Source organism: Acinetobacter sp. (assembly GCF_039596015.1).
In the GTDB taxonomy this organism is placed as follows: Bacteria; Pseudomonadota; Gammaproteobacteria; order Pseudomonadales; family Moraxellaceae; genus Acinetobacter.
This window is the reverse complement of sequence record NZ_JBCNKN010000004.1, coordinates 134942-148705: the sequence shown is the minus strand read 5'-3', so window position 1 is coordinate 148705 and position 13764 is coordinate 134942. Positions and strand designations below refer to the sequence as shown.

Sequence of the window (13764 nt, the reverse complement as noted above, 5' to 3'; positions counted from 1 at the left end):
CTTTATGAACGCTTTAACTGCACTCTCTCCATTAGATGGACGCTATGCGAGCAAATGCGATGCTCTACGTCCTTATCTGTCTGAGTTTGGTTTAATTCATGCCCGCGTCACTGTTGAAGTACGCTGGTTACAAGCACTTGCAAAACATCCTGAAATTTTGGAAATTCCAGCATTTAGTGATGCCACTAACCAAGCATTAGACGCAATTGTAAGCTCTTTTTCTGAACAAGATGCTTTACGCATCAAAGAAATTGAACGTACAACTAACCACGATGTAAAAGCAGTTGAATATTTCCTTAAAGAAAAAATTGCTCACATCGATGAATTAAAAGATGCAGGCGAATTTATTCACTTTGCATGTACATCTGAAGACATCAATAACTTGTCACATGCCCTAATGCTGAAACAAGGTCGTGAAGTTTTGCTTGCTAACATGAAGCAAATCGTGACTGAAATTGCAGCTTTGGCAACAACACATGCTGAACAACCAATGCTTTCTCGTACACATGGTCAAACTGCTAGCCCAACAACTTTGGGTAAAGAAATGGCCAATGTTGCGTATCGTTTAGCACGTCAAATCAAGCAATTTGAAAATGTTGAACTTCTAGGCAAAATTAACGGTGCTGTAGGGAACTATAACGCTCACCTTTCAGCTTATCCAGAAATCAACTGGCCTGCTCATTCTCAAGCATTTGTTGAATCTTTAGGATTAACGTTCAACCCATATACCACACAAATCGAGCCACATGACTATATGGCTGAATTATTTGATGCATTACGTCGTTTCAATACAATTCTAATCGACTTTAACCGTGATGTTTGGGGTTACATTTCTTTAGGTTTCTTCAAACAACGTCTTAAAGAAGGTGAAGTTGGTTCATCGACTATGCCTCATAAAGTTAACCCAATTGACTTTGAAAACTCTGAAGGTAACTTAGGGATTGCAAACGCTGTACTTGCACATTTAGGCGAAAAACTTCCAATTTCTCGCTGGCAGCGTGACTTAACTGACTCAACTGTTCTTCGTAACATGGGTGTTGGTTTTGCACAAAGCTTAATCGCTTTTGAAGCTTGCTTAAAAGGTGTTGGTAAACTTGAGTTAAATGCAGCACGTTTATTTGAAGATCTTGATCATTCTCAAGAAGTGCTTGCAGAACCGATTCAAACGGTGATGCGTCGTTATAACATTGAAAAACCATACGAGAAATTAAAAGCATTGACTCGTGGTCAGGCAATGACTCGTGAAATGATGGTGAACTTTGTCAACAGCGATGAATTGGCTCAGGTTCCTGCTGAAGAACGTGCACGTTTAGCTAAATTAACACCTGCAACATATACAGGTAATGCTGCTGAACAAGCAAAACAAATCAATGTCTTAATTGAAAAAATCTAAGCATTGAGAATAAGAAGGCGGGGTTACTTACTCCGCTTTCTTATATCTAGGTATCTAAAAAAAGACTTTATAACAGAACTTACCTAAAAACACATTCTCAGTTTTAGACGACTTTCGATTGTCATTTATGCCATGCATTAGCACTTGATAAAAAAGAAAATTTTCTATTTCTCACCCCTCAAGCTAAAAAAGGAAATAAATCATTCTTTCTGCTTAATTCCTATTACACAGCTTACATCTATAAAATTTATTAGAATGAGCCAATAAATTTTTGTATAGACAAATTAAACTGTTCAGGTTGTTCAATATTGGAATATATGTAACGTAATGCCAACCTAGACTTTAAAACCGAATTTACTATCGCGGTGGCGACATGGATATCGCCCCGTTGAACAGGGAGGCAAGGAAGCCTCCTCTGTTCAACAAAGGATTGTTGTTACTTTTTATCCCTAAAAAGTAAAGTATTGCCTATACAACAAACTTTTGCTTTAGCCCCTAATTTGTGGCTGTGCAAACTTAACCTTGTGTTGCATCAATCAACTTAGCACCTGTCAAATCTTGTAACTCGTCAAACGATAGTCCTTCAACCTTCTCTATCACCTTCAAACCATCCTTGGTCACATCAATCACACATAAATCAGTATAAATTCGGTCTACACAATGTTTTCCCGTCACTGGATAGCTCAGTTCAGTCACAATCTTCGGTTCACCTTGTTTTGTAACATGGTCTGTGGTGATAAAGACTTTCTTCGCACCTACCGCCAAGTCCATCGCACCGCCAACAGCGGGTATCGCATCCGCTGCACCTGTATGCCAGTTGGCTAAGTCTCCATTGGCTGCAACTTGAAAAGCACCAAGTACCGCAATATCAAGATGACCGCCTCGCATCATGGCAAATGAGTCACCATGATGGAAAAAAGCACCGCCTTGTAACATGGTCACAAATTCTTTGCCTGCATTGATCAGCTCTGGGTCTTCTTCTCCTTTGGATGGTGGTGGGCCAAAAGCCAAGAGACCATTTTCTGAGTGTAAGAATACTTCTTTGTCTTTGGGTAAGTAGCTCGCTATTTTTGTCGGTAAGCCAATCCCTAGGTTTACGTATGCGCCATCTGGAATGTCTTGTGCCACACGTTCGGCAATCTGGTCACGGCTGAGTTTTTGGTAGCTCATGTTCATTTCCTTATGTTGTTATTGCGCTGGTTGTACTTGAATAACGTGTTGTACAAAGATGCCCGGAGTGATGATGTGTTCTGGGTCAAGTGCACCGAGTTCTACTACGTCAGTGACCTGTGCAATTGTAATGTCCGCTGCCATCGCCATAATCGGACCAAAGTTTCGCGCAGATTTTCGGTAGACCAGATTGCCCCAGCGGTCGCCTTGTTGGGCTTTGATTAAGGCGATATCTGCTTTGATTGGATATTCTAAAACGTAGTCTTTTCCATCTATGTGACGGGTTTCTTTGCCTTCTGCAAGCAAAGTACCAAAACCTGTAGGGGTAAATACTGCACCTAAGCCCATGCCTGCCGCCTGAATCCGACAGGCCAAGTTGCCTTGTGGAACAAGTTCCAGTTCGATTTTTCCAGCTCGGTATAATTCGTCAAATACCCATGAGTCAGACTGGCGTGGGAATGAACAAATAACTTTTTTAACCGAACCTGCTTTAAGTAGCTTTGCTAGACCATAGTCCCCATTGCCTGCATTGTTGCTTACAATGGTTAGGTCTTTTATGCCAAGTTCAATTAAACCATCAATCAGTTCTGCTGGTTGTCCGGCTGTACCAAAACCTCCGATCATAATCGTCATCCCATCTCGAATTTGAGATACAGCCTCTATGAGTGACGTCGAAATTTTGTTTACCATATTCTGCCCTTACCAATATAAAATCGTATTCAGTACCAACCATGTAGTCATCAAAACTACTTAAACTCATGATAGGGTCCAGCTATCCCTGATCACCACCACCTACAGGTATTACGCTCCCAGTTATATAAGAAGACTCGTCTGAGGCGAGAAATAAAACCGCATTCACCTGTTCATCAATCGTGCCATAACGCCCCATAAATGAACGATCTTTGGTTTGATCCACCACTTGCTGCATCCATACGTTTTCATTTGCAGTTAAAGCGTGATCATTACGGGGGATTTTTCTTGGTGGAGCTTCTGTTCCACCTGTTGCAACTGCATTCACACGGATCCCATCTTGGGCATGTTCAAAAGCAAGCGATGCCGTCAAAGCATTTACCCCACCTTTCGATGCAGAATATGGAATACGGTTAATACCACGTGTGGCAACAGAGGAAATATTTACAATTGTTCCCTTCTGATTCTTCATCATCTCAGGCAAAACAGCGTGACAGCACCATAAGGTTGGGAACAGAGAGCGATTTACTTCCTTGATGATTTCTTCTTCAGAAAATTCTTGAAAAGGTTTCATCCAGATCGCACCACCTACATTATTAATCAGGATATCAACCCGACCATAGTGTTCAATGGCTTTTGCAACAACGGCTTTTGCACCTGCATAGGTTTCAAGGTCTGCGTTAATGGTGATCGCATCACCACCAACACTTTGAATTTCTTTGAGCACTTCTTCAACATATTCAGAGCGGTCAGCCATGATGACTTGTCCACCCTCAGACGCGACTTGTAGGGCAACACCACGGCCAATGCCTTGTGCGCTACCTGTAACAATTGCCACCTTATCTTTAAATCGGAGTCTTTGTGTCATTTCTACTTTCTCCACTTTAATTCGCAGAGAATTTTTCAAACAAGAAATTAGCCGGTTTGATATTTTCTGTTTCTAACCAACCACGTACTGCTTCTACCATTGGCACTGGACCACATAGATAAACATCAACATCGCCAGCATTTAACCATTCAGTTTCAATATGACCAGTGACATAGCCTTTGCGTTCATGGTTGCTTTCAGGGCTTGCAACCACAGTACGATATTCAAACCACGGGAATTTTGCTTGTAATTCATTGAGTTTTTCTAAGGCAACCAAGTCAAAATCATTGGTTACGCCAAAGACTAAACGAATAGGCTGTTCTGAACCTTTTTCTTCGAGTACTTGTAGCATCGACATAAATGGCGCAATACCTGTACCACCTGCGAGCATCAATACAGGTTTTGTCACATTACGGAGATAGAAACTTCCAAAAGGCCCAGTAAATGTCATTTTGTCGCCAGCTTGAGCATTTTTACTCAAAAACTCACTCATTTTGCCGTTCGGTACGTTACGTACTACAAAGCCCGTTAAGCGGTTGCCCGGTTTGGAACTAAATGAATAAGAACGTGTTTCTGTGGTATTTGGAATCCCTACATTGACATATTGCCCTGAAAGGAAATGAATCTCAGGCTGCCCTTCATCTAACTGAATATCAAATGTAATGGTTGAGTCTGAAAGATTTTCAACACGTACCAATGTCCCCTGAAATTCATGAATCTTGGTTTTACATACTTCAGAAGATGCCTGAATTTGAAAGACCGCGTCTGAAGTAGGCTTGCACTGGCAGGCTAAAATATAGCCTTTCTCTGCTTCTTCTTGGCTTAACGCATCTTCAATATAATTGTCTGCTGGCATGTCATAACTGCCTGACTCGCAAAATGCACGACATGTACCACAAGCACCTTCACGACAATCAAGTGGAATATTTATTTGTTGACGATAAGCTGCATCAGATAAAGTTTCACCATCGGAAACGCGAATAAAACGAGTAACACCATCTTCAAATTGAAGTGCGACATTATGGTTTGACATAGCAGAAGTCCTATAAAATTATTTGAGCTTGATCCCTCAGTCAATCATCCATTTAACTAAGGTGGGTACAGACTAGATGTGATAAACATCAATCACTTGGTTGATGTAGTCATTTTTCAAAACGACATACTTGCTCAAGATTTTTGGTTGATCACCTGAAAAATCAATTACATAACGTGACATACCAAAATAGCTGTAATTGGTTTTGTAACGGAAACTTAATGTGTTCCAGTTAAATCGCACAGCAACTTGCTCACCATCTACAGCTTCAATCTCAACATTACTAATATTATGTACAGTACGAGTGTCAGGCATGGTGGCAGATGAACGCTCTGTTTTAATCCGAAATACACGATCTTCAAGTCCTTGACGGTCAGGATAATAGATCAATGAAATTTCGGTTTGTGGATTTTCAGTCAACTTGTCATCATCATCCCAAGCAGGCATCCAGAATGTTGCCTCTTGTGCATAGCACTGTAGCCAATCATCCCATTGCTCATCATCCAAAAAACGTGCTTCACGATAGAGAAATTGCGTCACACTTTCTAAACTGATTTTGTCCAAAATCATCGAAGCATTCATACCGTTTCTCCTTGATCTTGAGCAACTTGTTTTTCTGACTGAATCGCATTTTTCATGGTTCTTAACCAATACTGATGTTGCGCAAGATACAACCCCTCATCTTCCGTTTTAACACCACTGATCATCGGTTTTAAACCAATTTCATTGGCAGCTTCATCAGCGCCAAAAATCCAGTGTTTTGAACCACGACACATATCATTCCATTCAAGGTCAATCCCTGCGTAACCTGCCTGACAAGCACGAAATTCTTCAAGATCATCGGGTGTTGCCATACCTGAAGCATTAAAGAAATCTTCATATTGGCGAATACGGCGCGCGCGGGCTTCGGGTGCTTCACCAACAGGTGCAATACAGTAGATGGTCACTTCCGTTTGGTTCACTGAAATTGGACGCAAAATACGAATTTGTGAACCAAACTGATCCATCAAGTAAACATTTGGATAAAGACATAAATTTCGTGAACGCTCAATCATCCATTTCGACATCGCCGCGCCATATTTTTCTGTATATTCTTCGGCATTTGGATAATTTGGACGATCTTCTGGATTTGCCCACTGTGTCCAAAGCAACATATGTCCATGCTCAAACCCATAGGAACCACCTCCTTGTTTCCCCCAAGCACCCGCACTCATGGCACGAATATTATCGCCTTCCTCTTTTTCTTTACGGTGCTGGGTTGTTGCAGCATAGTTCCAGTGTACCGCTGAAACATGATAACCATCTGCACCATTTTCAGCCGTTAATTTCCAGTTTCCTTCATAGGTATATGTTGATGAACCACGCAAAACCTCAAGCCCTTGCTCAGACTGATCAACAATCATGTCGATAATTTTTGTGGTTTCACCTAAAAATTTTTCAAGCGGTTCAACATCTGGATTTAAGCTACCAAACAAAAAACCTTTATAACTTTCAAAACGGGCAACTTTCTTGAGATCATGCGATCCATCCTGATTAAAACAATCCGAATATCCCGCATCTGATGGGTCTTTTACTTTTAACAACTTACCAGAGTTATTAAACGTCCAACCATGAAATGGACAAGTATACGTTGCTTTATTACCCCGCTTATAGCGGCATAGCTGTGCACCACGGTGTGAACATGCATTAATCATTGCATTAAGTTCACCGTTACGATTACGTGCAACAATAATCGGCTGACGACCAATATAAGTCGTGTAATAATCGTTATTACTTGGGATCTGGCTTTCATGTGCCAAGTACACCCAGTTACCTTCGAAGATATATTTCATTTCGAGGTCAAATAAGGCTTTATCCGTAAAAACTGAGCGATGAAGTTTGAACTCGCCTGTATCAACATTATCAACAAGCAGCTCGTCAATACGGTCAAGATGGCTAATATTAATGGCAGATATACGCGACATATCCTTTCTCCGACTTTTCTTGAACCGAGGAAGTCACCAAACCGTTTTTCTTTTACAACACGGCTTGGCCTCCTAATTTATTTGAATTAAGCGCTTGCCCGACGACGATCAACTTCAGAAGAAGTGGCATTTGCTTTTTCATGAACAAGAGCAGCATTAAATGTAATGTGCTTAAATGGTTTATTTAAACCTTGGCGTTCAATTTCAGCGGCATCTGTGACATCAACTGCCGTCGCAACCAAGCCATCACGCGTAGCAAAAGCAAAGTCATCCCAAAGATATTTATCACCCTCAATATTAAACTGAGTCGTTAATTTGCGATAATTTGGTGCTGAGATAAAATAATGAACATGTGAAGGTCGGTTTCCATGACGCCCCAATTTGTTCAATAAGAACTGGGTTGTACCTTCTGGTGGACAACCATAACCCACAGGCATCGTAGTTAATGCCACATATTTACCATCTGTATCGGTAAAAATAGTACGGCGCAAGTTAAAGTCAGATTGAGTCTTGTCAAAGAATGAATAATTTCCTAATCCATTAGCATGCCAAATTTCAACTTTGGCATTTGGTAGAATATTACCTTCACTATCAGTCACCGTACCTTCAATAATTAAAGTATCAATTTTGTCAGACTCAGAACCGTCATCCATACGCGCAAAACCGACTGATTCAGGCGCACCAGCAACATAAAGAGGCCCCTCAATAGTACGAGGTGTTCCGCCTTTAATCCCTGCTTTTGCATCGGCTTCATCCGAGCGTAAATCTAAATAATGTTCAAGTCCTAAACCTGCTGCAAGTAAACCCAACTCATTGGCTTTTCCTGCATCAGTAAAATATTCAATCCCTTTCCAAACTTCCGATGGCTGAATATCTAATTCTTCAATCGCATGGAAAAGATCCCCTAAAAGGCGAACGACAATTTGTTGCACACGTTCATCGACAGGGCTAGTAGCAGTGTCTACGTTCATTTTTTTTACGAGTGCATCGATTTCTTGACGGTTCATACTATTACTCCTTAAGTATGTATTCGACGATGTGGCAAGCGTCACCTTGAATTATTTGTGCTGGCATCCTCTGCTGGCCACATTCCTTGTTTATTTATGTCCTGCTCTATTTTTCACTGCGAACAAACAGTGCTTTTAGGTGTCATCATCTCGGATTGAAGATGGATGACGATTGAGTGGCATCACTTCAATATCCATATAGGGATAAAGCGGTAGCCCCTGTAAAATCGTGTGTAATTCTTCATTACTCGCAACATCAAAAATACTGATATTTGAGTATTGACCTGTAATTCGCCAAATATGTCGCCATTTTCCCTGACGTTGTAAATCTTGCGAATAGGCTTTTTCGATTGCTTTAATCTCGTTGGCTTTTTCCACGGGTAAATCAAGTGGAATATGCACATCCATACGAACCTGAAATAACATTTAAGAATCTCCTTATTCTGTTTAGCGACGGCGCAATTGATCTATTTTGTCTTCATCAACTTCTATACCCAGTCCAATCTCATGCGGTACGACCAACTCAAAATTTTCATATTGAAGCGGTGTTTTTAAGATTTCTTGCGTAAGTAGCAATGGACCGAACAGCTCTGTACCAAAAGCCAAACTTTCAAATGTAGCAAATGCATGAGCCGAAGCAATCGTACCCACTGGACCTTCTAACATTGTTCCGCCATACAGGTCGATACCTGCTAATTTGGCAATGTTTGCAACTTCACAGGCCTCAATCAAACCACCTGATTGTTCGACCTTCACAGCAAAAACATCAGCACCTTGAACTTTAGCTAAACGGTATGCACTATCAGGACCAGACAAAGCTTCATCTGCCATAATTGCAACATCAAAACGACGTGTTAAACGTGCCATTGCATCAGTGTTTTCAATTGCACAAGGTTGCTCAATGAGGTCAATTCCTCCTTCTTGCAGCTGCTGAATTCCTTGAACAGCTTCACGCTCAGTCCATGCACGGTTAACATCCACACGAATACTGACCTCTGAACCTAATGCTTTTTTAATCGCAATAACGTGATCGACATCCTGTTGTAATGGATTCGCACCAATTTTTAGCTTGAATATATTGTGACGTTTCAATTCAATCATTTTCTTTGCTTCGGCAATATCTTTCTCGGTATCACCAGAAGCTAAAGTCCATAAAACAGGTAAACGATCTCTTAAACGCCCACCAAGCAATTCACTTAAAGGCACACCTAAACGTTTCGCTTGAATATCAAGTAAAGCCGTCTGAATCGCACACTTAGCAAAACGGTTTCCATTAATCGTTTTACAAATAAACCGGAGTGTTTGTGCAATATTTTGGTTTTGGATAGACTTTAACAATGGTGCAAAATAAGTATCAATATTGACTTTGACACTTTCAGGGCTTTCCTCACCATAATTCAATCCAGCAATGGTTGTGGCTTCCCCCCAACCTTCAAAACCGTCCGTGGTTGTCACTTTGACTAAAACCAAGGTTTGTGTTTGCATCGTTGCAACGGATAACTTATGTGGGCGTATTGTTGGAATATCAACAAGTATGGTTTCTACTGATTTATACATCGTTCCATCTTCGAATCAGCTATTTCTTGTTTATACCTTAAAAGAATGATTTAATAATATCCAACACATTATTCGTATAATAAAATACCTTTGGAGTATTTTAAATGGAAATTAGACATCTCCGATATTTTGTCGCAGTCGTAGAAGAACAAAGTTTTACCAAAGCCGCAGATAAACTTCACATTGCCCAACCTCCTTTGAGTCGTCAAATTCAAAATTTAGAAGAAGAATTAGGTTTGCAACTACTTGAACGTGGAAGTCGTCCAGTAAAGACCACTACAGAAGGACTGTTCTTTTATCAACATGCGGTTAAACTTTTGTCGAATGCTGACCAAATGGTGTCCATGACAAAACGTATCGCCGCAGTTGAAACTACCATTAAAATTGGTTTTGTCGGATCTTTATTGTTTGGCTTACTACCAAGAATCATCTACTTATATAAACAGGCACACCCCAATTTAAAAATTGAGCTCATCGAACTTGGAACAAAAGCTCAAATTGAGGCACTGAAAGATGGGCGTATTGATGTTGGATTTGGTCGTTTAAAGATCAGTGACCCCGCTATAAAACGTACACTTTTACGCAATGAACGCCTGATGGTTGCTGTCCATGCCAGTCATCCACTTACTCAGATAAGCGAGATAGGTATTCATCTTGCCGATGTAATTAATGAAAATATCTTGCTTTATCCATCTACGACCAAACCCAGCTTTGCCTCTCATATTCTTTCTATGTTCTCCGAACATGGTCTAGAACCGACCAAGTTCAGCGAAGTAAGAGAGGTACAACTTGCATTAGGGCTTGTTGCAGCTGGTGAAGGCATTTGTATTGTTCCTGAGAGTACACAAAGCCTGCAACTTACAAACCTTTGTTATATTCCTCTACTTGACCCAAGTGCTATCAGTTCTATTTTTCTTGCAGTACGAAATATGGAGCAAAGCGCGTATATCTATTCATTATTTGACACTATTCGTCAAATTTATGACTACGAAGGCTTTACCGAGCATCATTTTTAACAAAAGAGTATCCATATCCAATGGGTTTACCCACGTTCATTTAAGTCAACAAAAACCATAAACCAAAACCGGTCATCAGGCCAATCACACCCCCAACAATTCCCCATTCTTTCCAAGAAAAAGGCTGATTTCCCCAGAACATTTTTTTAAACATGATTTGTTTAGTCACAAAACTATTGATCAGGATTGCTGCCAAATGCCCAATCACCACAGCGAGAAAGAAATTAGCAAAGAAGTCATGTATTTCTTTTATGTCATCTCGCCCTGTGGTTTCAGTGATATAACCTAAAATAACGGTGACTGGTAATACCGTAAAAATCAGTAGAATACTCAGTTGTAGTAGTGCACCACTCAAAAACTGAAGCGCTTTTTGAGACTGTATAGGTTGCTGTTTTCCAAGTTTAAAAAAATTCAGACCAATCTGCTGCCGCTTTACCCAACTAAACGGCTGTGACTGCACCAGTTTCATGGCTAAAAACTGCCAAAGAATCCGTATGCCTAATGCGATTGCCAATAAATATCCAAAAAGCATATGAACTTGATGTAACTCGAATACATCGCCTGTAAAATAAGCACCCGTAAAGCTCACCAAAATCACAAGGTGAAGAAAACGAATCATTCTATCTATATTTGTTTTTGCAATAACCGTTTGCATACAAGCCCTTATCTCATTATTTTCCATTCATTGTGCATATCATGGATTAAGACTTTATTAGGTTTTTCTTTAAAACATCATCATGTTAAAATTAGAACGATATAGTGTTATTTTTAAAGTTTAACCATATTTATAACATGATAATATTGACCTCAAGAAAGAAATACCCTCTTGTAGGAGAAATAAAATGACGACAACTTATTTACACCGCAGCGAAGACCGTGGACATGTAAAAGGCGGCTGGTTAGATACTTACCATAGCTTTTCTTTTGGCAGTTGGTATAACCCTAAATATATGGGTGTAAGTGTTTTACGTGTAATTAATGATGACACCATTGCCGCACATAATGGTTTTGGTACACATCCACATGACAACATGGAAATTTTGACCTGTGTGTTAAAAGGAAGTATTAGCCATAAAGACACTATGGGCAATGAAACTCGTATTTGTGCTGGTGAATGGCAGTTGATGAGTGCCGGTACAGGTATTCAACACAGTGAAGTTAACAACGGCGATGAAGCTGTCCACATGTTACAAATCTGGATTCATCCCAATGTACGAGATGCTGAACCGACCTATCAGCAAATTAAACTTGACCCGCGTGAACAACCGAATCAATGGCTTTTGATTACTGGCCCAAATGCGAATGCACCTATGACCATTCGTCAAAATGCTGAAGTAAAATCAGCTTATCTTGAAGAAGGTAAAACATTGACAGCTGAAGCAACGCAGACCTTAAACTATGTACATGTGATTTCAGGTAAAGTGTTAATTGGGAATGAAATTGTCAGTGCTGGCGATGCACTCCTGTTTGGTGATAAATCAGAAATTCAGGCATTAGAAGATAGCCAAATGATCTGGTTCGATTTACCTGGCATTAAACCATAAATAAGTGTATTGAACTAAAAGCGAGGGAGGTCATGACTTCCCTCGCTTTTATTATTTGGCAGACTCCTCATCTGAATCCGACTGCCAGCCACCGCCCAATGTTTTATATACATTAAGCATATTGTTGGCCTCTGCCAAATGCCCAATGACGGCTTTATCCTGTAAATCTTGTGCATTAATCTGCGCCAATAGCACTTTATCTAAAGTAATGTTGCCATATTTAAACAATTGATTGGCCTGACTCACCTGATGATTGGCTTGCTGTACGGCTTGAACCAAATCACGATTTTGCCGCTTTAAACTGATTTGGAGCTGATAAGCACTGTCTACTTCTGCCAGTGACTTTAAAACCAGTTGATCATAATTCGCAACAGCCGCTTGCGTTTGAGCATCATGCATTTCGATGTTGCGTTTGATTCTTCCCGAAGTAAAAATAGGTAAGCTCACCCCTGCACTAATCAAACCACCCAAACCTTTTAATTCAGGTAAATTACTGTCAAGGCGGATCTGCCCTGTTTGTCCTAAAAAATGAAGATCAAAACGTGGTAATAAATCGGCTTTAGCACTGGCAAGTTGCGCACTTGAGGCCTGAATAATAGCGTGTTGCTGCCGTACATCTGGACGACGATTTAATACAGATAAAGGTGTTTCACCTGATGGTAAAGCAGGTATCCGATTTAAAATATCAACTGACGTGCCTAAATGAAATGATTGAGGGCTCTGTCCCGTCAAAACTGCAATATTACGTTCCAATGCGTCTTTTTGTGCCTGCAATGTTGCAAGCTGCGCCTTCAATGTACTGCGCTTAATTTCAATGTCTTGAACATCATAACCTGTCACTTGCCCTGCCTTAAAACGACCATCAACATAACGCCGCAAATGGTCTAAACTAGACAAAGTATTTTGCCCAATCTGAATCCGTTTTTGTAAACTGCGTACTGTAAAATAGTTTTCTGCAATATCGGTAGCTAGCAACATTTGTGCCCCATACCACTGCTGCATAACCGCAATGCTGGCATATTTTGCAGCATCTGCATCGCTACGTTTTCCACCAAAAATATCAGGTTCCCAACTTGCTGCAAATGCCACATGTTCACTATGTCCAGACACATCTAGTGTTTTATCTCCCAGTGGAGAGCCAGAATGAGATAAAGCTGAACGATATGAACCATCTATAGGGTTATCTATTCTAGCCTGATGTGCACTTACACCTGCCGATACACCTGCGGTTGGCCCAAGATTCGCCAGTGCTAAAGCGGCATTGGCCCGTGCTGCTTGTAAATTGGCGCGAATAGCAGCCAAGTTATGGTTCGCTTGTAACCCTTGTTCAATTAACTGGGTCAAAATAGGGTCATGCCATGATAACCACCAACGTGATAAATCAGTTGAATTTGCCATTTGAGGCATTTGTTCAAAGCTTGCAGGTACACCAACCTTTGAATCTACTTTCACTTGCAACGGCGAACATGCTGCGACAAAAAGACTGACTATGGAACAGCTTAATATTATTTTTTTCATTTCT

General features: G+C 40.5%; 14 protein-coding genes. 3 read left to right on the top strand and 11 right to left on the bottom strand.

Translation table 11 applies throughout. From position 1 onward, the window contains the following. Positions 1–4 precede the first annotated feature (4 nt). Positions 5–1393: an adenylosuccinate lyase gene (purB, locus tag ABDV70_RS05895; protein WP_343596194.1), complete on the top strand. Its 1389-nt coding sequence runs from the start codon at positions 5–7 to the stop codon at positions 1391–1393. 516 nt (positions 1394–1909) lie between these two features. Here purB and ABDV70_RS05890 read toward each other — a convergent pair. The 9 genes from ABDV70_RS05890 to ABDV70_RS05850 form a co-directional block, all read right to left on the bottom strand. After that, positions 1910–2563: a 3-oxoacid CoA-transferase subunit B gene (locus ABDV70_RS05890; RefSeq protein WP_343596192.1), complete on the bottom strand. Its 654-nt coding sequence runs from the start codon at positions 2561–2563 to the stop codon at positions 1910–1912. An 18-nt stretch (positions 2564–2581) separates the two neighbouring features. After that, positions 2582–3253: a 3-oxoacid CoA-transferase subunit A gene (locus tag ABDV70_RS05885; protein WP_343596135.1), complete on the bottom strand. Its 672-nt coding sequence runs from the start codon at positions 3251–3253 to the stop codon at positions 2582–2584. Between the two features lie 82 nt (positions 3254–3335). Further along, positions 3336–4121, bottom strand: a complete 786-nt coding sequence (gene benD, locus ABDV70_RS05880; RefSeq protein WP_343596190.1) for a benzoate diol dehydrogenase BenD — start codon at positions 4119–4121, stop codon at positions 3336–3338. A gap of 16 nt (positions 4122–4137) precedes the next feature. Continuing rightward, on the bottom strand, positions 4138–5154 hold the full coding sequence (gene benC, locus ABDV70_RS05875; protein ID WP_343596189.1) for a benzoate 1,2-dioxygenase electron transfer component BenC: 1017 nt from the start codon (positions 5152–5154) through the stop codon (positions 4138–4140). 72 nt (positions 5155–5226) lie between these two features. Then, positions 5227–5736 carry a benzoate 1,2-dioxygenase small subunit gene (gene benB, locus ABDV70_RS05870; RefSeq protein ID WP_343596188.1) on the bottom strand — a complete coding sequence of 170 codons (510 nt, stop codon included), beginning with the start codon at positions 5734–5736 and terminating at the stop codon, positions 5227–5229. Beyond that, entirely contained in the window at positions 5733–7118 is a 1386-nt protein-coding gene (gene benA, locus ABDV70_RS05865) for a benzoate 1,2-dioxygenase large subunit (RefSeq protein ID WP_343596187.1), read from the bottom strand. The genes benB and benA overlap by 4 nt, the downstream gene beginning before the upstream one ends. A gap of 86 nt (positions 7119–7204) precedes the next feature. Further along, a complete protein-coding gene (catA, locus tag ABDV70_RS05860) occupies positions 7205–8125 on the bottom strand; it encodes a catechol 1,2-dioxygenase (protein WP_343596186.1) in 921 nt (306 codons plus the stop codon). A gap of 135 nt (positions 8126–8260) precedes the next feature. Then, positions 8261–8551 (bottom strand): muconolactone Delta-isomerase, encoded by a 291-nt coding sequence (gene catC / locus ABDV70_RS05855; RefSeq protein ID WP_343596184.1) that lies wholly within the window; start codon positions 8549–8551, stop codon positions 8261–8263. A gap of 21 nt (positions 8552–8572) precedes the next feature. Next, positions 8573–9682, bottom strand: a complete 1110-nt coding sequence (locus tag ABDV70_RS05850; RefSeq protein ID WP_343596182.1) for a muconate/chloromuconate family cycloisomerase — start codon at positions 9680–9682, stop codon at positions 8573–8575. A gap of 104 nt (positions 9683–9786) precedes the next feature. Here ABDV70_RS05850 and ABDV70_RS05845 point away from each other — a divergent pair, with 104 nt between their 5' ends. After that, a complete protein-coding gene (locus ABDV70_RS05845; RefSeq protein ID WP_343596181.1) occupies positions 9787–10698 on the top strand; it encodes a LysR family transcriptional regulator in 912 nt (303 codons plus the stop codon). A gap of 40 nt (positions 10699–10738) precedes the next feature. On the opposite strand, the gene ABDV70_RS05840 is transcribed toward ABDV70_RS05845, so the two are convergent. Beyond that, positions 10739–11353 (bottom strand): cytochrome b/b6 domain-containing protein, encoded by a 615-nt coding sequence (locus ABDV70_RS05840; RefSeq protein WP_343596180.1) that lies wholly within the window; start codon positions 11351–11353, stop codon positions 10739–10741. A 187-nt stretch (positions 11354–11540) separates the two neighbouring features. Between ABDV70_RS05840 and ABDV70_RS05835 the strand changes: the two genes are divergently transcribed. Further along, a complete protein-coding gene (locus ABDV70_RS05835; protein ID WP_343596179.1) occupies positions 11541–12242 on the top strand; it encodes a pirin family protein in 702 nt (233 codons plus the stop codon). A 51-nt stretch (positions 12243–12293) separates the two neighbouring features. Here ABDV70_RS05835 and ABDV70_RS05830 read toward each other — a convergent pair whose 3' ends face one another. Beyond that, positions 12294–13760, bottom strand: a complete 1467-nt coding sequence (locus ABDV70_RS05830) for a TolC family protein (protein WP_343596177.1) — start codon at positions 13758–13760, stop codon at positions 12294–12296. Positions 13761–13764 lie beyond the last annotated feature (4 nt).

What these genes read in the sequence shown, in the direction of transcription:
- purB (WP_343596194.1), top strand. Translation starts at nt 5, where the DNA reads ATGAACGCTTTAACTGCACTCTCTCCATTAGATGGACGCTATGCGAGC.
- ABDV70_RS05890 (WP_343596192.1), bottom strand. Translation starts at nt 2,563, where the DNA reads ATGAGCTACCAAAAACTCAGCCGTGACCAGATTGCCGAACGTGTGGCA.
- ABDV70_RS05885 (WP_343596135.1), bottom strand. Translation starts at nt 3,253, where the DNA reads ATGGTAAACAAAATTTCGACGTCACTCATAGAGGCTGTATCTCAAATT.
- benD (WP_343596190.1), bottom strand. Translation starts at nt 4,121, where the DNA reads ATGACACAAAGACTCCGATTTAAAGATAAGGTGGCAATTGTTACAGGT.
- benC (WP_343596189.1), bottom strand. Translation starts at nt 5,154, where the DNA reads ATGTCAAACCATAATGTCGCACTTCAATTTGAAGATGGTGTTACTCGT.
- benB (WP_343596188.1), bottom strand. Translation starts at nt 5,736, where the DNA reads ATGAATGCTTCGATGATTTTGGACAAAATCAGTTTAGAAAGTGTGACG.
- benA (WP_343596187.1), bottom strand. Translation starts at nt 7,118, where the DNA reads ATGTCGCGTATATCTGCCATTAATATTAGCCATCTTGACCGTATTGAC.
- catA (WP_343596186.1), bottom strand. Translation starts at nt 8,125, where the DNA reads ATGAACCGTCAAGAAATCGATGCACTCGTAAAAAAAATGAACGTAGAC.
- catC (WP_343596184.1), bottom strand. Translation starts at nt 8,551, where the DNA reads ATGTTATTTCAGGTTCGTATGGATGTGCATATTCCACTTGATTTACCC.
- ABDV70_RS05850 (WP_343596182.1), bottom strand. Translation starts at nt 9,682, where the DNA reads ATGTATAAATCAGTAGAAACCATACTTGTTGATATTCCAACAATACGC.
- ABDV70_RS05845 (WP_343596181.1), top strand. Translation starts at nt 9,787, where the DNA reads ATGGAAATTAGACATCTCCGATATTTTGTCGCAGTCGTAGAAGAACAA.
- ABDV70_RS05840 (WP_343596180.1), bottom strand. Translation starts at nt 11,353, where the DNA reads ATGCAAACGGTTATTGCAAAAACAAATATAGATAGAATGATTCGTTTT.
- ABDV70_RS05835 (WP_343596179.1), top strand. Translation starts at nt 11,541, where the DNA reads ATGACGACAACTTATTTACACCGCAGCGAAGACCGTGGACATGTAAAA.
- ABDV70_RS05830 (WP_343596177.1), bottom strand. Translation starts at nt 13,760, where the DNA reads ATGAAAAAAATAATATTAAGCTGTTCCATAGTCAGTCTTTTTGTCGCA.